Origin of the sequence: Aquimarina sp. EL_43, assembly GCF_943422735.1 — a bacterium.
In the GTDB taxonomy this organism is placed as follows: domain Bacteria; phylum Bacteroidota; class Bacteroidia; order Flavobacteriales; family Flavobacteriaceae; genus Aquimarina; species Aquimarina megaterium.
The window spans coordinates 969667-988707 of the sequence record NZ_CALSBR010000001.1; the positions used below are offsets into that span (position 1 = coordinate 969667).

Below are 19041 nucleotides of genomic sequence, written 5' to 3' on the forward strand. Positions count from 1 at the left end.
AAATTAGAATTAAATAGCACTACATACAACAGAAAAAAACGACTTTTATATAGGTTAATATAAAAGTCGTTTTGCATCGTTTATTGATTTAAGCACTTTACTTAATGTTATTTTTCTTTAAAAAATTAAGAATATAACCTGCTATTTCATCTCCTTTTTCTTCTAGTGCAAAATGCCCAGTATCTAATAAATGAAATTCTATATTTTTTAAATCTCTTTTATAGGGATATGCACCTTCTGCCGGAAAAATATCGTCATTTTTACCCCAAACAATTAATGTGGGTGGTTGGTAATCCCGTAAGTATTTTTGCCACTTAGGGTATAGCGAAATATTGGTTCTGTAATCATAAAACATAGCTAATTGAATCTCATTATTCTCTTTTCTTGTTAAATGCTGCAAATCAATTTCCCAGTTATCAGGACTAATCTTATTAACCTCTTTAACACCATGAGTATATTGCCACTTTAATCCCTCTATGCTATGAAAACCTTCTAAAGTTTTACCATTTTTAATCGATGGGTCATTCCAATATGTTTTAAGAGGATCCCAAAACTCTCTAATACCTTCATTGTATGCATTACCGTTCTGAATGATTAGTGACTCTATACGGTTAGGGTATTTAGAAGCGATTCTAAACCCTACAGGAGCACCATAGTCCATAAGGTAGATACTAAACTTCTTTACTTCCAGTGTAGTCAAAAAACCTTCAATAATAGTAGCCATATTATCAAAAGTATAGTCAAATTCTGATAGTAATGGTTGTTCCGACCTTCCATATCCTGGGTAATCTGGCGCCAAAATATGATAATCATCTGCAAGATCAACAATTAGATTTCTAAACATATGGGATGACGTGGGGTATCCATGCAACAATAGAATGGTAGGTTTATTTTTTGTTCCCGCTTCTCTATAAAATATATCCAATCCATGTACTTCAACAGTTTTATATAGTGTTGATGTATGTCGTGATTTAGTATACTTGTTTTCCGTTTCTAAATTCTTCGTAAAAGAATACATTGTTAGTGTAATCATTGCAAATACCGCAATTCCTAATGTGATTTTTATTATTCTCATGATTTCAAAAAGTGTAATGTTAGTAATTCAATTTAATTACCGAACGTTCGGTAATTTTATTATATAAAAAAATAATACGGTTACTATTTTTTTCTTTTCTGTTGTATTTTAACGAGTTCTATGTTCGTTTAGGTAACCCGCCAAGATAAATTTTGTTTCTTGCTGAGATAATTTCTAAATATACTTTCTCTCCTCTTTGGTTATAGCAATATCATTAATACTTGCATATCTCTTTTTCATTAAACCATTTACGTCAAATTCCCACATTTCATTTCCATATGCTCTATACCAATCTCCTGTTTTATTCTCATACTCATATTCGAATCTTACCGCTATGCGATTATCTGTATGTGCCCAATACTCTTTCTTTAATATATAGGTGAGTTCTTTTTCCCATTTTTGGGTAAGAAACCCAACGATTTTATCTCTTCCTTTCAGAAACTGATCTCTGTTTCTCCATTCGCTATCTATAGTATAGGCCAGGCTAACTTTTTCTGGATCTTTTGTGTTCCAGGCATCTTCTGCCATTTGTACTTTTTGTCTTGCTGTTTCTTCTGAAAAAGGAGGTAGTGGAAATTTCTGTTCCATAACAATTCGGGTTTTGGTGTTTATAATTTTCTATGACTAAACTTTGTATTTAACTTCTAATGAGAGTACAAATATAGAAACATATAGTTTTTTACCAAACGTTCGGTAAATAATTAACTTCTTTTTAACGAATAGGTGTGTATGGGTACAAAAAGGCGATTATGAATAAAGAATTTACTTCTTTTAAAAGCTAAATATAACCTTAAGCCAATAATGACATTAAAAAAATTCTTGCAAGAATAGACATAAACCTGAATGTCTCTAATTGTTCAGGAAAATTATATTTTTAAAACCTTAATTATGTTAAAAAACATTTTGAATTTAAGCGGTGCTCAAAGACTTAGTAAAGATGAGCAACAATCTGTTCATGGGGGTCGTCGAGTAGGAAATTGCCCAACATATCCTCCCGAAATATGCACCTTTTGTGGTGGTGGTTCATTGCCTAATGGTTGTTGTAAGGGATCTCCTATAGTACATCAATGCTTAAGTGATTTTCTTTAATCATTTATACTATTAACTCAATAGGGTTTGGTTTATTTAAAGTCAAACCCTTTATTATATTGGATAAGCCCAGGTTGTTAAAAATATTGCCCGATACCAAATACAAATCCTTTGGTAGCGTCGTCTGTAACTCCATGCCCGTAATCAATTCTAAAAATGGCATTAAAAATTCGTTTATGCATAAGACGTAAACCCACACCTGGATATATTCTAAAATTTTGAGAATCTCCAAAATCTCCAAAATCTCCTCCGGGATTACGCCAGCTTCCTCCGTCTACGAAGACATTGCTTTGCAATACAAACCAATCTTTCTCATACAGTGTGTGTCTATACTCGGTATTAAGGACAATCACTCCCGTTCCTCGATCAATAGTGTTACCAACTCCTCTAATATTAAGATTATTATCTACCGCAAATGGCGCAAATGGAGAATCATCATTGCTTGCTAATCCTAATCGTAACCTGGAAGACCAATTTCCTTTTTTACCTATTCTTTTATGGTATAAAAAATCATTCCACCCAATAAGAAAATCGGGCAAGACGTTTTCGGTACTCACCACATATTGTGCATTTAATGTGCTTTTAAATCCCGATACATATTGGTAATCATAATCCAGGTTATCGTATTCGTATATTAGTTTATATAATAGCTTATTAACATCAAAATCTTGCGGTATTCCTACTTCGGTAGCACCACGTTTGTATGTATAATCTTCATTAAAGTAATTCACACCCAACTCAATACGATTCTGAAGATTAAATTGATATAACCCTAATACTTCATACGAGGTATTGTTATACTTATAATCTGCAGTACCATTTTCTAGAAACACGGGTTCTTCGGTAGTAAGATTACTATAATTAAAGGCTATTCCTAATTTCTTACTAAATAAAAATGGCGCTCTTAGATTTGCTCCATAAGAGCTATAAATATCATTTTGATACAATCCTCCCAAAACTATATTTTGGCCAAATAAATTAAACTCATATAATCCTACTCTAAAAGCGAACTCATCATTATTGGTTGTATAGAGATTGGCAGAAGGAATGATCGTAAAATTCTCTTCTATTCCATAAACTACCTCATAGCCTTCTTCCTTCTCATAAACCTCATAATAGGCATGTGCTATAGAAGGTAATCTTTTCAGTCTTTTAATATCTGCCTCAATCTGTAAAGAATCCAGGGTTTTTCCTTGCTCAATATTGGTGAGTTTTGTGATAGCCGAGGTTCTGGTCTTCTTATTTCCTTGTATACGAATTTCGGAAACCACTTTGTTTTGCCCAAAAGCAACACAAGTGGTAAAAAATATGAAAAAAACTAGTCTAGAAAAATTCATTTTTTTGTTGAGTAAAACTCTTTTATTAGTTGTTCTGAAGGTTTATTTTGTATCGTAAATCGATTATTACGTTCTCCTCCAACTTTACTGTGATTATGGTACCATTTCCAAAGAAATCCTCCTGCGAACCAAGGTTCATTCCAGAATTCCTGATACAAAGCGGTCAATGCATTATTTTGCCCTTCGAGATCAACTTTACCATCAAAACGGCTAGAATCCCAGGGCTCTTTCCCTGTAAAATGAACACTTCGATAACCGTATTCTGTAAATAAAACAGGTTTCTTCATTTTGGTTTGTACTGTGATAATATCATTTTTATGTTTTTGCCATCCTTCCTTAAGCTCTTCTACCGTTGGTGTTTTACTTTGAGAAATTGGGAAATAGGCATCTACACCTATATAATCCAATTGTTCCCAAAAGGGTGCTTTATCAAACTGATCCCAGTTTTCTGCATAGGTTAATTCTCCTTTATAAACCGATCGTATTTTAGTAATCAATTGATTCCAAAACTCGGGTCTTGTCTGAACAAACGTATGCAACTCTGTACCGATACAAAGTATAGGAACCTGCATTTCTTCTGCCAATACTGCATAAAGCAGTATAAAATCTTCGTATGATTTTTCGAGTGTTTTCCAGTCTTTTTCAGATTTCATACTGATATTTCCTGTAAACTCTCCTCTCCACACCCAAATTTGAGGTTTTAGCATCACCTTAATCCCTCTATCATGCAATAATTCAATTGTTTTTTTGGCTCCATCTCTTCGCTCTCCCCACCATTGTCTCTCGATATTAAAAACTACAGTCGGGGTCTCCAAATTTTTTATAAATCCAAAAGGCATCACTGCAGCCCAATTGGCATTGACTTCTACAACAGGTTCAATCTCTGCAGCAGTAATCTCCTCTGGAGCACCTACAAAACTAACTCCATTAATCTTAGGTCCTTGTCCAGAACACGTACAAAAAATAAAGGCTAACAACAGTAGAAAAATATTTTTCATGCTCTCTTTTTACTGCTGAAAATACAATTTTTATACTAGTATTCTAGAATAATGCTCTTAAACCTAAACTAAATGTCTGCCCTAATCCCTGAAAATTATTTCCTCTAACAATCTTACCAAAAGACGCTTCCAGGTTAAGAACTTTAGTAAGCTGGTATTTACCTCCAAATCCTAACTGTGTATAATCCTGATCAAAATCATTTCCTAAATCAAACAAAAAAGCCTGCTGGGCATTTACAAAAACTGTAGATTTCGAGCTTGGGAAATAACTCAAAAAAGCACTTAATGGTACAAACAAACTATTATTTGCAAATCGCTCTGATATATTTTCGCTAGCTGGATCAGCATCTACTGACTTTTCTCCAAAATTATATCCGAAATCTGCTTCTGTAAAAATCTGCCATTTGTTACCTCCAAAGGTTTTATCATAGAAAAACTTAGTCTCCCAGAAAAAACTTCTTTTATCTAAATAAGGTGCATTTGGAACATCTTCAAACACAGGGATAAAAAACGAACTGGTAAAAGAAAAATTTGCTACATTTTTAAAAGGTTGTATTCTTATTGACGGTGCAATTGTGGTAAGTCCACTTCTGGCATCTGTAGTATTATCTTTAAAACTCAATGCTTCCAATGCTCCTGCTCCTCCGTAAGTATTTGCTCTAACCTGAAAAATAAGCCCAACATTCACTCTCGAATTTTTACTAATTCCTGTAAATATTTCAGTAGTATTGGTAAAAAAAGTTTGTCTATCTATAGTTACCGATTTAGATCCCGAGTCGGTTTGTTCTGTTTGCGTATATATGCTATTAAAAAACTTAATATCCCATTGTCCTTTCTTTAAAAGTTTTGAAGGTGTAAACTCCTGGATATTTGATTTTCCTGAATCCTCGTCCTGTGCAAATCCTATAGTCAGAATAAAAAGGCTTATTGTTGTTATTAGTATTCTTTTGGTTTTCATTATTGCTTTTTTTTACATAAGTATCCTCCTTCAAAGTAGCTTTGATATAAAAAACTTTGATAAAAATTCTTATTTATTGTTAAAGATTATTTTGAAATAATTGTGATTATTTAATTTGATTTAAGCTCCAATCATAGGAGTAATATGATACTTTGGCTTTTGCCGGAATTTTCTCTTTTCGGAATTTATTTACAAAATCTACCTCTGATCCATTCTGAGTAAAATCTACCTTATACCATTCAAAAATTTGTGATAACTGTACTTTATTACCCTTTACTTTAATAAAATTGGGGTTATTTAAAGCTTTTACCGTTTGTCGTTGTAATTGATCTTCTAATGTTGACGGTTTATAAGCCGAAGGTATAATCGGAGGGCAACCCAGACCTGCACAAACTAACACAAAGTGAAATCGAGCTTCTTTAGGGAAATTTTTGCGAAGGATCTTATTTTCCAGATCATTAAGTGTTGTTTTTTTGCCTCCTAATGTATAGGTCGTTTTATCAAAAAAACCTTTAATATCTAATGGAGATTTTGTCGGATATTTATCTACTATCCCTTTTATTACTGCCAAGTTATACGCGTTGATATAAAACGCCTGGTAGGTTTTAACGTCACTTGTCGTAACCTTTACATTTGAAGCTATTTTCAATAACTCTTCTAACGAAGATGGGTCTTTTTTTATGGTTTTATAATCAATTCTTCCGTTAGATACATAGGTTTTAAAAAAGCTATCTGCTTTAGTAAAAAATTCTGTACTACTTTGCGAAAACCCAAATTGAATTGAGAGAAGAACTAATAGAATTGTTATTTTTTTCATCCTTTACCTTTTTATCAGTGCTATCAAAAACTGAATTTATCGTATTTTAAATTGTTAAAATTTACCTTGGTAATGGGCATTCAGTCGAATGGAAAATCATCAACTTACAAACAATTTTAGATTTTATTTTTCTACACAACTTCCTAATTATAGGTATGAATGTGTCCTGATTCTTTTATAATCAAGAAATCAGGACATACATCGTCACCCACCTATCTAAATTCGCCGTTCAACAAAAAAACCAAAATCATGATCGTATTAACACAAAAAAAATGGATATGCAGTTGTATTGCATTAATAACACTTACCCTATCACTACAAGCTCAGGAAGTTATTATTCCTGATGCCCGATTTAAAAGAGCATTACTCGAAGATCATAATATTGACACCAATAATAATGGCAAAATAGAAGTTAGCGAAGCCCAGGCATATACACAGCATATATTTGTTTCTGGCAGTCAAGTATCTAACCTTATTGGTATTGAAGCTTTTAAAAATATTAATAGTTTATCAATTTGGAAAACTCGTATTAGAGAAATCGATCTTAGCAAAAACACAAAATTATTAGCATTATTTTTCTATAAAAACTATAAAGTAACCCGTTTAGATCTTAGCAAGAATACTAAATTAGAAAGTATAAGGTGTAACCGAAACAACCTAGAATCGCTAACAATCCTCAGCCGTAATTTGATCGAATTAAATTGTAGTAACAATAAGTTAAGCAAACTGTTTTTGCCAAATAGCAGGAAAGTACAAGAATTGAATTGTCGTAATAATAAGATAACCGAACTAAAACTAGGCAGACAAAAAGAATTAAAAACATTGTATTGTGAACATAATAAACTAACACAATTAGATATAAGTAACAGTACTAAATTAGAGCATTTAAATTGTTCTTATAATAAATTAAAAAGCTTAAACACAAGTAAAAGCACTAAATTAATTTACTTAACACCTGCATTTAATAATCTAACAAGTCTAAATGTAAGTAAGAATACTAAATTGAAACAATTACGTTGTCATAGTAATAAGCTAAAGAGTTTAGATGTAAGTAAAAACACTACTTTGGAGATTTTAACATGTGGCAGTAATAATCTAACTAGCTTGATAGCATCCAATAACAGTAAATTAGATTATATGAATGCTCGATACAATTCTATTGATTGTATAGTAGGACATCCAGCAAATGGGGCTAATTGGTTAAAAGATCCTGAAACAGAATTTTGCCCAGAAAAAACCAGAGCAGCAAAAAAAGAAAATCTTCATCAAAAAGAGATAACAACCTATCCTAACCCGGTTCAAAATATACTGTATATACAAACTGGCCAGGTAGAAAAATCACCTGTTACTATAGCCTTAACAGCATTAAACAATGCGAGAAGTAGTACCCAAAAACGTATCACAGATAACAAAGGTGTAGTTTCTATTGATATGAGTGCCTACAAAACAGGATTGTATACTATAAAAATGATAACCAAAGATCGAGTGATCACTCGTAAAATAGTAAAGCAATAAAAGAATACCTAGAAGTACTAATACCAAACTCCATTTGGTATAAAATCCAGGGTAAACAAAAAAAGTAAAACTGCCTGAGAAGCTTTTTCTCAAGCAGTTTTTTATTTCATCAAAAACACATCCCTCCTGTTCGATATAAAGTGGCAACCCTTACAAAATCATCAGTTTTTAGATTCATTCTAAATTAATCCAGCTATTTAAGTTCTTATATTTATATACGACTTACTGACCGAAGTGTTCACTTCTTAATGAAGTGATTTAAACTTTTTTGATTCTGGCGAAAAATAGCTGTTTTTTAATCAATTGAAGTGTTTTTTGCACTTCATAGCAGCGCTACGGAGTAATAAAAAGACAAAAATTGAGTGAAAAAGAGCATTTTTATAGCGAATTGAAAAAAGTTTAAATCACTTCAATAACTATTGACAACCAACAATTATCTTTTATGGAACACATTGCAATTATTGGAAATGGAATTTCGGGAGTTACTGCTGCCAGGCATATACGTAAAATGTCTGACAAAAAAATCACTATCATTTCTGCCGAGACCGAATATTTCTTTTCGCGTACTGCTCTTATGTACATTTATATGGGACATATGAAATTCGAACATACGCAACCTTACGAAAACTGGTTCTGGGAAAAAAACAGAATTGAACTTAAAAATGGTTTTGTTTCCGAAGTTAATCACCAAGCTAATGAGCTTGTATTTGTGAGTGGAGAAACTATGAGCTATGACAAACTGATTATTGCAGTAGGTTCTAAACCCAATAAATTTGGTTGGCCAGGTCAGGACCTTGATGGAGTGATGGGTATGTATCACAAACAAGACCTCGAAAATCTAGAAAAACATGCCCCAAATAATCAAGTATGCAAACGTGCCGTAATTGTTGGAGGAGGATTAATCGGTATCGAATTAGCAGAAATGCTTCATTCTCGTAATATACCAGTTACCTTTTTGGTACGCGAAAATAGTTTTTGGGATGCAGTCTTACCTGCTGGTGAAAGCGGAATGATTAATAGACATATCCAAAATCATCATATAGATCTTAGATTAGGTGTAAACTTAAAAGAAATAGTTGCTGATGATAACGGCAAAGTTAAAGCCGTAGTTGTACAAGAAACAGGAGAAGTTATTGATTGTAATGTTGTTGGGTTAACACCAGGTGTCTCTCCCAATGTAGATTTCTTAAAAGATTCTGGTATAGAACTGGGCAGAGGTGTAAAAGTGAATAGATTTCTCGAAACCAACATCCCCAACATTTATGCTATTGGTGATTGTGCAGAACAACATGAAGCTATAGGAAATCGACGCCCTATTGAAGCCGTTTGGTATACCGGTCGTATGATGGGAGAAACACTAGCACAGACTATTTGTGGAAATAAAACCGAATACAAACCAGGACATTGGTTTAATAGCGCAAAATTTCTTGATATCGAATATCAAACCTATGGTTGGGTATTTGGTAAACCCAAAGAATACGAACAACAGTTTCATTGGATACACGAGGATGATACCAAATGCATTACGGTATCCTATCATAAAGAAACCGCAGAATTTTTAGGAATCAATACATTCGGAATCAGAATGAGACACGAAGTTTTTGATCGCTGGCTTACAGAAAAAAGAGATGTGAATTATGTGATGCAACATCTTGCAGAAGCCAATTTTGATCCAGAATTCTATTCGGTCTATGAGTCTGATATTCTTTCGGCTTATAAAAAATCACAGCTTCAAACCGCTTAAAAAATAAATTATAGACCTCACAGGCTTGTACTAAACTTGTTTTAATATCTCCTGTGAAGTCCGACTAAAATATATACGATGAGTAACAAATTAGATCATAGCATGTCTCTTGCAAACCCTAATACCAAAGGGGTTTCAATACAGCAAAAAATAGCTTTAGCCATAGGTTTGGTTGGGCTCTTTATTTTGGCTCTTGCCATTTTTAATACTAATTTCCCAAATCAGGGAGTGTTTCTAACCCTTTCCCTAGTATTAATTACAGCAGGTACTATATTGTTTGCAAACGATATATACTTAAAAAAACTAGAAGGAATCAAAAATGATGGAGTCTGGTTTAAATCTATCTCTTCGCGAGGTATTTTGGGATGGCTCACAGGAGTAGGACTAACTGCTTTTTATATTGTATTATATTTTAAAGCAGAATTGCTTGGGTTAGGCACTAATGGTGAAGCCAATACTGGATTAGTAGCTTTATTCGATCCTCTAAGTAGAATTTTAAGTGGTAATCCCGCCAGCCAATGGTTTGTGTATGGAACTCTTTATACTATAGCAATTATTGCTTTTGGATATAAATTTATTCTAAAATACAGACACAATCGTTATCAACAGATACGAACTGTTTCGGTAATGTTTTTTCAACTTGGATTCGCATTCCTGATTCCAGAGTTTATGGCACGATTAAACACAAGTCCAGATTATAACCTTCCTTATTATGATCTAAAAAGTGTATGGCCACTTAATTATTATTTATTTGATGGATGGTCTATCGATGGTCTTTTATCCTCACAAAACCTTGGACTGGGAATGTTAATTTTTGGAGTGGTATCTATCTTTGTAATAACTCCTATTTTAACCTACAAATTTGGAAAAAGATGGTATTGCTCATGGGTTTGCGGTTGTGGTGGATTAGCAGAGACTGCAGGAGATTCTTTCAGACAATTATCAAGTAAAAAAATGAGCGCCTGGAGAATAGAGCGTTGGTTAATACATACCGTTTTAGTCTTTTCTGTAGTGATGACCATAGCAATGATATATACATACCTGGGGAGTGATCCTAATAAATACTGGTTAACCCGAGGTACTTTTCTTGCTGGGGCAGCCACTTTTCTGACTCTTGTTTTTGCTGTAGTGATGATTTTTAAAAGAAAAGAGCTCGGTAAAGATGCCAGATATGGTGCGATCGGATACTTTGCAATTATAATTTCATTACTGGTGATGCATTATACCGGTACTACAAACGAAGTATTCTTTATTAAATCAGGGAGTCTTAGATCGGCCTATGGCTTATACATTGGTTCTATATTTTCTGGTGTTATCGGTACTGGTTTCTATCCTATTTTGGGTAACCGCGCCTGGTGTAGGTTTGGTTGTCCTATGGCGGCAATCCTTGGATTTCAACAACGTCTATTTTCTAGATTTAGAATTACCACCAATGGTGGGCAATGTATATCTTGTGGTAATTGCTCTACCTATTGCGAAATGGGAATTGATGTACGTTCCTATGCTCAAAAAGGTGAAAACATAGTACGATCCAGCTGTGTAGGTTGTGGGGTTTGTTCTGCAGTTTGCCCACGCGGAGTACTAAAGCTTGAAAATGATACACTAGATGGACGTATCAATTCTAATGAGATTTTATTAGGTAATGATGTAGACTTAATGGATTTTGTAAATAAAAAATAATTCTCGAATCAAATTGAGCTAGAATATTTACTAGACACAATAAAAGTCATATCCAGAATCTAACTCTGATATGGCTTTTTTTATCAAATAATTTTAAAAAAAATGTTAGTATGGATATTTGTTTTCGTCTAAGAGTCCATATAAAACTGTAACCATGATTCAAAAGCTTTGTATACTTTTAGTTATGTTTTCCTTCTCTGGAAATCAAATCATAGCTCAAAAAGAATATCATTATGAATATTATACTAATGGTGTACTTAAAGCTGAAGGGTGGAAATTAGGAGATCAAAAAGTAGATTTTTGGCATTTTTATCATCCTAACGGAAAAGTATTAAAAGAAGGGCATTTCAGAAATAATAAAAAAAATGGATACTGGTATTTTTACTCAGAAAACAGTAAATTATTGAAAGAAGGGCATTTTGTAAACGATAAAGCCGAGAAATGGTGGATTATTTACGATATTGCAGCCGAAATAACTCGAAAATATCAATATAAAAATAATAAAAAAGAAGGATACTGTCTATTGTACAAAAACAATAAACTTTTTAAAGCCGAACGCTATATCGATGATAAGAAGACCGGTGAATGGACTGATATTTTTAGTTTTAAAAGAGACAATCCTAACGCTTCCCTATAAATGCCTCCCATTATAAACGTAATCATACCTGCTTTTAACGAAGAAGATTCCATAGCACATGTAATCAAAGAAATACCTAATATCGTTTCTGAAGTTATTGTGGTAAGTAATAGCTCTACAGATCAAACCGAAAATGTTGCAAAAAAAGCAGGAGCAACAGTGCTGCAAGAAAAGCAAAAAGGATATGGTTATGCATGTCTGAAAGGGATGGAGTATATAGCATCAAAAGATGCTAAACCAGATATCATTGTATTTTTAGATGGTGACTATAGTGATTATCCTGCAGAGCTTACTCATATAGTTGCCCCTATAATAGAACAAAATGTTGATTTAGTTATTGGTTCTAGAGTCAAACACTTACGAGAATCTGGATCTATGACATTTCCTCAAATTTTCGGAAACTGGCTTGCTACAGGATTAATGAAACTTTTTTTTGGTGCAAAATTCACAGATCTCGGGCCTTTTAGAGCCATTAAGTATGAAAAACTATTAGCTCTTGAGATGGTTGATAAAACCTATGGTTGGACAGTAGAAATGCAATTAAAAGTGTTAAAGAAACGTTATAATTATACCGAAGTCCCAGTGCATTACAAAAAGAGAATTGGCGTCTCAAAAGTTTCAGGAACCATAAAAGGTGCTATATTTGCAGGCGTTAAGATTTTAAGTTGGATTTTTAAATATAGCTTTACGTAATGGATATTGCTATCATCATAACCTACACACTAGCCTTACTAATCATATTTATGTATAGTTTGGCACAGCTCAATCTGCTTTTCAACTATCTAAAGTCTCGAAAACAAGCTGATACTTCGCCAACTTTTGATTTTTCTAAAAAAGAAGAAATTCCGCATGTAACTGTTCAGCTACCAGTATTTAATGAACTATATGTAATGGATCGTTTACTGGATAACATTGCCGAACTTGATTACCCAAAAGATAAATTAGAGATTCAAGTACTGGATGATTCTACAGATGAGTCTGTTATTACTACAGCAAAACATATAGAAAAGCTGCAACAAACAGGCTTAGATATAAAACACATTTGTCGTAAAGACCGAACCGGATTTAAGGCTGGAGCCCTAAAAGAAGGACTTAAGATTGCCAAAGGTGAGTTTATAGCTATTTTTGATGCAGATTTTTTACCTGGTAAGAATTGGTTACTGCAAACTATCCCATATTTTAAAGATCAAAATATAGGTGTGGTACAAACCCGATGGGGGCATATTAATAGAGATTACTCGATGCTTACCAAAATTCAGGCATTCGCTTTGGATTTTCATTTTACTATGGAACAGGTAGGTCGTAATTATAAAGATCACTTCATTAATTTTAATGGTACAGCCGGTGTTTGGAGAAAAACTTGTATTGAAGATGCCGGAAACTGGCAAGGAGATACACTAACCGAAGACCTTGATCTAAGTTATAGGGCACAATTAAAAAAATGGAAGTTTAAATACTTAGAAGAAGTAGAAACTCCTGCAGAATTACCCGTGGTTATTAGTGCAGCCAGATCACAACAATTTAGATGGAATAAAGGTGCCGCAGAGAACTTCCAGAAGTTATACTGGAAAATGCTTAGAGATAAAACCGTTCCTTTTAAAACTAAGTTTCATAGCTTTTTTCACCTATTAAACAGTAGTATGTTCTTATTAGTATTATTGGTTGCTGTATTGAGCGTTCCGGTAATGTATATTAAGAATAGTAATCCATTATTTAGCTGGTATTTTAATGTCATTGCATTTTTTGCCTTAAGTACAGTTATATTTTTCTTTTGCTATTGGTTTACTTTTAAAAAGATTCATGGTAAAGGATTCTGGAATTTTATGGAATACATAAAAATGTTCTTTACCTTTTTCTCTATTGCAATGGGCTTCTCTGTTCATAATTCTATGGCAGTTCTCGAAGGACATTTTGGGAAAAAGAGTGAATTTATACGTACTCCAAAATTTAATATCAATACTCTAAAAGATTCCTGGAAAGGAAATAAATATGTAAGCAAGAACATCTCTGGAAACACCATTATAGAAGCATTACTAATGGGATATTTTGGTTTTGCTTTATACAGTGCTTTTAAGCTTCAGGATTTTGGGTTATTCTTGTTTCACATTATGTTATTTCTTGGATTTGGATTTGTATTCTTTAAATCTGTAACGTCCAAATTTTAATGTTTCAGCAATGGAAACATAATCGATTTTCTATTCTCCTTATTGTTGCTGGTTTACTTTTTTACTGGAGTTTTTCTTATCAGTTAGAACGAACAGATTTTATTAAAATGATCAGTCTTTGGGCTGCTTTATTTTTTGTTTCTTATAAAATTATTCAACTCAATCCTTGTAATTGGAAACTACTGGCCATTACAGCATTATTATTTCGGATAGTTTTTTTGTTTGCTATACCTAATTTATCACAGGATTTTTATCGATTTATATGGGATGGACGTATGCTCCTCGAAGGTTTTAATCCTTACTTATCTCTTCCCGAGGTATGGATAGCGCAAGGAGATGCTCCAATTGCACAAGCACAAGAGCTGTATACTGGTATGGGCACACTTAACGGAAGCCATTATACCAATTACCCTCCCGTAAGTCAGTTTTGCTATTTTATTGCAGCTTTATTTGCCAGTAAAAGTATTTTGGGATCTGCAATGGTATTTAGAATACTTATCATTTTAGCAGATATCGGTACATTTTTCTTCGGAAGAAGATTATTACAATCATTTAATCTTCCCGAAAAAAGAATCTTCTGGTATATTCTTAATCCTTTTATCATTATAGAACTTACAGGTAATCTTCACTTTGAAGCTGTGATGGTATTTTTCATCATATGGTCATTATATCTTTTACATAAAGGCTATTGGTACTGGGCTGCTGTTGTTCTGGCACTTTCTGTTTCAGTGAAACTAATCCCTCTATTATTTTTACCTTTATTTTTTCAGAAATTTATTCTTAATAAACAAAAGAGTTTCAATACATCCAGTCTTACTATAGGATTGCCAAAATTAGTTGGCTTTTATAGTATCGTTATAGGCACATGTCTTCTAATTTTTGCTCCTTTCTTATCAGGAGAATTCTTAGCCAATTTCAGCAAAACAATCACCCTTTGGTTTCAGACTTTCGAATTTAATGCAAGTATTTACTTTATTATTCGCTGGATCGGATTTCAAGTTGTAGGATGGAATATTATTGAGACTACAGGTAAAATTTTACCTCTGGTAGTTATAGTAATTCTTTTAGGGTTAACCTTCTTTAAAAACAACAGAAGCACTCCACAACTAATTACAGGTATGCTTTTAGGGATTTGCATCTACTATTTCTTATCGACTACAGTGCATCCCTGGTATATTGCTGTACCATTATCACTTTGTGTATTTACAAATTACAGATTTCCTATTATTTGGTCTTTTGTGGTTATTTTTAGTTATACCGCGTATCTTCATCCTGATTTTAAAGAAAACCTATGGATGGTAGGGCTAGAGTATCTTTTTGTTTTTACTATCTTTAGTAAAGAGATTATAAAGGCCTATCAAAACAGAATCCATAATACATTAGAAAACAACTCATAAAAGCATATCAATTTTGAAAATTAATTTCAGGAAAATAGGTCGTAGATTTGCAAGATTTATAGTATTTATTGTTATTCTTATTCTTTCTGGATACCTGTTTTTATATCTAAGGCAAGAGCGTTTTTTCTTTAACCCAAAAATTTTGGAGAAAGATTACGTTTTTTCTTTTGATCAGCCTTTTGAAGAGATCAATATCGATGTAGAAAAGGATGTTGCTCTTAATGCTTTGCTTTTTAAAACAAATACCACCAGCAAAGGTCTTATTCTATATTTTCATGGTAATGCCGGGGCAATTCATGAATGGGGAACACGTGCTTCTTTATATACCGAAAACAAGTTTGACATTCTATTTGTCGATTACAGAGGCTACGGAAAAAGTGATAGTTTTTACGAAGAAGAATCAGAACTATATAACGATGCGCAAAAAGTCTATGATTATGCAAAGACACGATATGACGAAAAAAACATTATTGTTTTAGGCTTTTCTCTGGGAACAGGGTTTGCTGCTTATACCGCAGCAAAAAACAATCCTAAACTCCTTATACTCGAAGCTCCCTACTATGCCTGGAATGATTTTATAGCAAGTATTGCTCCGGTGCCAAAAATGCTTATTAATTATGAAATCCCTTCTTATAAATTTTTAAAAGAAGTAACCTGCCCTATTCGAATTTTTCATGGCACTCATGATTTTCTAATTAAACCAGAAGAAAATTCTAAACGACTAGAAGCCTTATATCCAGACAAAATCAAACATACAATGATAAAGGGTGCTGGTCATAATGGTATCTATATTACAAAACAATACTATGATGAACTCAAGAACTTGTTAGAACGGTATTAATAAAGATGTATCTCAAGGCAGGTACTCTTTAGTTTAAAACAAGTTTTGTAAAATTGAAGAAGTTATTACTCTACAACATATCTTTTATTTTAAAACCTACATCATCCTAAGATTAATCACTTCTTGTTCTGTAAGTATTCTCCAGTGACCACGAGGTAAATCTTTTTTGGTTAATCCTGCAAAGATTACTCTATCTAATTTGACTACACTATAATTAAGGTGTTCAAAAAGCTTATGAATAATTCCATTTTTAGCAGATTGCAATTGAATTCCTATTTCGTTTTTAGACGCACCTTCTATATAAGAGATTTCATCTACATTTATAAAACCTTCTTCTAATTTGATTCCATTCTCTATTTTCTGAAGATCTTCAAATTTCAAGTTACGTTCTAATTCTACATGAAATATCTTACGAACTCCACTTTTATGATGTGTTAGTTTTTTTTCTAAATCCACATCATTAGTAAAGAGTAATAACCCGGTCGTATTTCTTTCTAGTCTACCTACAGGTTTTAATACAGATTTAGATGCATTTGCTACTAAATCCATTACTGTTTTAGTTTTTTCTGGACTAGTACTGGTTACAAAACCTTTAGGTTTATTAAGTAGTACATACTCTTTTTTATAAGGGGTAATAAGTCGTCCATCAAACTTAACTTCATCGGTAAGTTTTACTTTATATCCCATTTCGGTAATGGGCTTACCATTTACCCATACGCTTCCCGTTTTAATATATAAATCGGCGTCTCTTCTGGAGCAAACACCAGAATTAGCTACATATTTATTAAGTCTTATTTCATCAGAATCGATGAGTTTTTTTGGTGCTGCATTACTAGCTTTTTTTGCTAATGCCTTACCTCTTACATAAGGTTTATTTCCATAATTGGATTTACCTTTATCATGTGTATTCGATTTACTCTTTCCTTTTCCTTCCTGTTTTCTGCTAGTTTTCCCTTTACCAGAATTATCTCCACGACTCATATCTTAAATTTTGTGCAAAGATAATTGTTTAAAGCATAGGTACAACAACTATTATTCATCAAACCGAACTGTACTTTGGCGCTTTCTGTTTATATGTAATTGGGTCACATCTGGTCTCGAATAGTGCCCAACAGGGTCAAAATTCTGGCGCTCTTGTAACACTCTGCTAAAATCTAATGTTTCGATTAACAGTCCTTCTTTATGTAATACAGGTTTCATTATCCATTCTCCATCAGGACCTGCAATACATGAGCCTCCATTACCTAAAATATCGGGAGCTTTCTTTAAAATCTCATCCAAGTGCGGCGTAGTTTTAGGAAAATCTTCTGTTCGCATCAAACTAGAGACCGAAATCACATACGAGCGAGATTCTCTGGCAATAAAACGAGTAATGTCTTTGGTATTATAATCACTACCCGGCCAAACCGCTATGTGCAAATTTTCTCCTTGCCCATATAATGCTGCTCTGGGTAAGGGCATCCAATTTTCCCAACAGTTTAATCCTCCAACAGTAAAAGCTTTTAATGGATGTACCAGCAATCCATTACCATCTCCCGGTGCCCAGGTTAGTCGTTCTTCGTATGTAGGTTGTAATTTACGGTGTACAGATCTAATCTCTCCCTTTTGATCAATGTATACTAATGATGCGTATAAACTATGTCCCCCCCGATCTATCGGTCGTTCAATGATTCCTAAATATATTGCAATATTGCATTCGGCAGCAAGTTCACATATGGTATCTAAATCTCCATTTTCGATAACAATCGAATTCTGAGCATAATGTGCATGAATTTCTTTTTGAATCTTACTGTCGAATTTTGCACCATCTGTTAATGATACCCAGAACGGATATCCTGGCAACAGTGACTCTCCAAAAACGATAAGCTCTGCTTTCTTAGAAGCTGCCTCAGCAATAGAGTTTTCAATTTTTTTAATTGTAGCTGTTTTATCTAACCAAACCGGAGAGATTTGAGCCAATGCAACTGTTAGTAATTGATCTTTCATGAAAACGTATTAATAGTATGTATTTATTTCTAATGATCACGTGTTTTTAATAGATTTTCAAAATATGATTAACAAATAGTTAACATATAAAAAATTGATTTGCAACACATTAAACATCATAAAAGTGATATGGTAAAACCCTAATTTAACCTTATGGTAACATTAGAATTCTATTTAAAACCTAAAAATCGGCATTATTATGATACAAATGTTAAGGATTTACTATTCTATAACCAATTTTATATCCATTCTTAAAAAGTAAACATATAAAAAGTATTTATTCTGCAAAGTTTAATTTACGTTAAAACATGTGCCTTTTAACATAATCGTAATCATTGTAATACATTCTAATAAAATAAAAAACAAAAATAATGGAGTATTCGAATCTACATTTGCCCTGTACAATTAAAACAAAATAATAGTTCAAGCTCAAATCTTAAAACACAAAAAAATGAAAAAGTTAACAATTTTATTCGCAGTATTCGTATTAGGGTCAACGCAAATTTTTGCTTCAAATAACCCTATTAATTCAGAACAGCAATTAAGAAAGCAAATTGCAACTCTTTTAGAGAGTCCAGAAATTAAATTAGACAAACAACAACTTAAGGCAAATATCGAATTTACTTTAAACGGTGAAGGAGAGATTGTAGTTTTAACCGTAGATTCAGAAGATCTTAATGTAAAAAGTTTCGTGAAATCAAGATTGAACTACAAAAAAGTAGATTCAAAAATATCAAACATAGGAAACAAAGTATTTAAAATTTCTTTAAAAATTTTAAAGCCAGAAGGAGTATAAACTTTC

At 32.9% G+C, this 19041-nt stretch carries 18 protein-coding genes; 10 read left to right on the forward strand and 8 right to left on the reverse strand.

Annotated features, from left to right (window positions below):
* Window positions 1-97 precede the first annotated feature (97 nt).
* Both NNL09_RS04425 and NNL09_RS04430 read right to left on the reverse strand, forming a co-directional pair.
* Window positions 98-1075, reverse strand: a complete 978-nt coding sequence (locus tag NNL09_RS04425) for an alpha/beta fold hydrolase (RefSeq protein WP_196909251.1) — start codon at window positions 1073-1075, stop codon at window positions 98-100.
* Between the two features lie 174 nt (window positions 1076-1249).
* Entirely contained in the window at window positions 1250-1663 is a 414-nt protein-coding gene (locus tag NNL09_RS04430) for a nuclear transport factor 2 family protein (protein WP_196909252.1), read from the reverse strand.
* A 300-nt stretch (window positions 1664-1963) separates the two neighbouring features.
* On the opposite strand from NNL09_RS04430, the gene NNL09_RS04435 reads away from it, so the two are divergent.
* Window positions 1964-2164, forward strand: a complete 201-nt coding sequence (locus NNL09_RS04435) for a hypothetical protein (RefSeq protein WP_152538245.1) — start codon at window positions 1964-1966, stop codon at window positions 2162-2164.
* A 77-nt stretch (window positions 2165-2241) separates the two neighbouring features.
* Here NNL09_RS04435 and NNL09_RS04440 read toward each other — a convergent pair whose 3' ends face one another.
* The 4 genes from NNL09_RS04440 to NNL09_RS04455 form a co-directional block, all read right to left on the reverse strand.
* Window positions 2242-3501: an FtsQ-type POTRA domain-containing protein gene (locus NNL09_RS04440; RefSeq protein WP_196909253.1), complete on the reverse strand. Its 1260-nt coding sequence runs from the start codon at window positions 3499-3501 to the stop codon at window positions 2242-2244.
* Window positions 3498-4499: a glycoside hydrolase gene (locus tag NNL09_RS04445; RefSeq protein ID WP_025663401.1), complete on the reverse strand. Its 1002-nt coding sequence runs from the start codon at window positions 4497-4499 to the stop codon at window positions 3498-3500. Before NNL09_RS04445 ends, NNL09_RS04440 begins: the two co-directional genes overlap by 4 nt.
* 43 nt (window positions 4500-4542) lie before the next feature.
* A complete protein-coding gene (locus NNL09_RS04450) occupies window positions 4543-5457 on the reverse strand; it encodes a hypothetical protein (RefSeq protein ID WP_025663402.1) in 915 nt (304 codons plus the stop codon).
* A gap of 106 nt (window positions 5458-5563) precedes the next feature.
* A complete protein-coding gene (locus NNL09_RS04455) occupies window positions 5564-6274 on the reverse strand; it encodes a DUF547 domain-containing protein (protein WP_025663403.1) in 711 nt (236 codons plus the stop codon).
* Window positions 6275-6523: 249 nt separating this feature from the next.
* On the opposite strand from NNL09_RS04455, the gene NNL09_RS04460 reads away from it, so the two are divergent.
* The 8 genes from NNL09_RS04460 to NNL09_RS04495 all read left to right on the forward strand — a co-directional run bounded on the left by NNL09_RS04460 (window position 6524) and on the right by NNL09_RS04495 (window position 16253).
* Window positions 6524-7789, forward strand: a complete 1266-nt coding sequence (locus tag NNL09_RS04460) for a T9SS type A sorting domain-containing protein (protein ID WP_196909254.1) — start codon at window positions 6524-6526, stop codon at window positions 7787-7789.
* A gap of 442 nt (window positions 7790-8231) precedes the next feature.
* Window positions 8232-9533 carry an NAD(P)/FAD-dependent oxidoreductase gene (locus NNL09_RS04465; protein ID WP_196909255.1) on the forward strand — a complete coding sequence of 434 codons (1302 nt, stop codon included), beginning with the start codon at window positions 8232-8234 and terminating at the stop codon, window positions 9531-9533.
* A 78-nt stretch (window positions 9534-9611) separates the two neighbouring features.
* Entirely contained in the window at window positions 9612-11213 is a 1602-nt protein-coding gene (locus NNL09_RS04470) for a 4Fe-4S dicluster domain-containing protein (protein ID WP_196909256.1), read from the forward strand.
* A 154-nt stretch (window positions 11214-11367) separates the two neighbouring features.
* Complete coding sequence (locus tag NNL09_RS04475; RefSeq protein WP_025663407.1) at window positions 11368-11850, forward strand: toxin-antitoxin system YwqK family antitoxin; 483 nt, start codon at window positions 11368-11370, stop codon at window positions 11848-11850.
* On the forward strand, window positions 11851-12543 hold the full coding sequence (locus tag NNL09_RS04480; protein WP_025663408.1) for a glycosyltransferase family 2 protein: 693 nt from the start codon (window positions 11851-11853) through the stop codon (window positions 12541-12543).
* Window positions 12543-14015 carry a cellulose synthase family protein gene (locus tag NNL09_RS04485; RefSeq protein WP_196909257.1) on the forward strand — a complete coding sequence of 491 codons (1473 nt, stop codon included), beginning with the start codon at window positions 12543-12545 and terminating at the stop codon, window positions 14013-14015. Before NNL09_RS04480 ends, NNL09_RS04485 begins: the two co-directional genes overlap by 1 nt.
* Window positions 14015-15412, forward strand: a complete 1398-nt coding sequence (locus NNL09_RS04490; RefSeq protein WP_196909258.1) for a mannosyltransferase — start codon at window positions 14015-14017, stop codon at window positions 15410-15412. The genes NNL09_RS04485 and NNL09_RS04490 overlap by 1 nt, the downstream gene beginning before the upstream one ends.
* A gap of 13 nt (window positions 15413-15425) precedes the next feature.
* A complete protein-coding gene (locus NNL09_RS04495) occupies window positions 15426-16253 on the forward strand; it encodes an alpha/beta hydrolase (protein ID WP_108808973.1) in 828 nt (275 codons plus the stop codon).
* A gap of 96 nt (window positions 16254-16349) precedes the next feature.
* On the opposite strand, the gene NNL09_RS04500 is transcribed toward NNL09_RS04495, so the two are convergent.
* Both NNL09_RS04500 and NNL09_RS04505 read right to left on the reverse strand, forming a co-directional pair.
* Window positions 16350-17234 (reverse strand): pseudouridine synthase, encoded by an 885-nt coding sequence (locus NNL09_RS04500; protein ID WP_196909259.1) that lies wholly within the window; start codon window positions 17232-17234, stop codon window positions 16350-16352.
* Between the two features lie 51 nt (window positions 17235-17285).
* The gene (locus NNL09_RS04505) at window positions 17286-18239 is read right to left on the reverse strand and encodes a carbon-nitrogen hydrolase family protein (protein ID WP_025663413.1); all 954 of its coding nucleotides are present in this window, start codon (window positions 18237-18239) and stop codon (window positions 17286-17288) included.
* A 451-nt stretch (window positions 18240-18690) separates the two neighbouring features.
* Between NNL09_RS04505 and NNL09_RS04510 the strand changes: the two genes are divergently transcribed.
* The gene (locus NNL09_RS04510) at window positions 18691-19035 is read left to right on the forward strand and encodes a hypothetical protein (RefSeq protein WP_025663414.1); all 345 of its coding nucleotides are present in this window, start codon (window positions 18691-18693) and stop codon (window positions 19033-19035) included.
* Window positions 19036-19041: the final 6 nt, after the last annotated feature.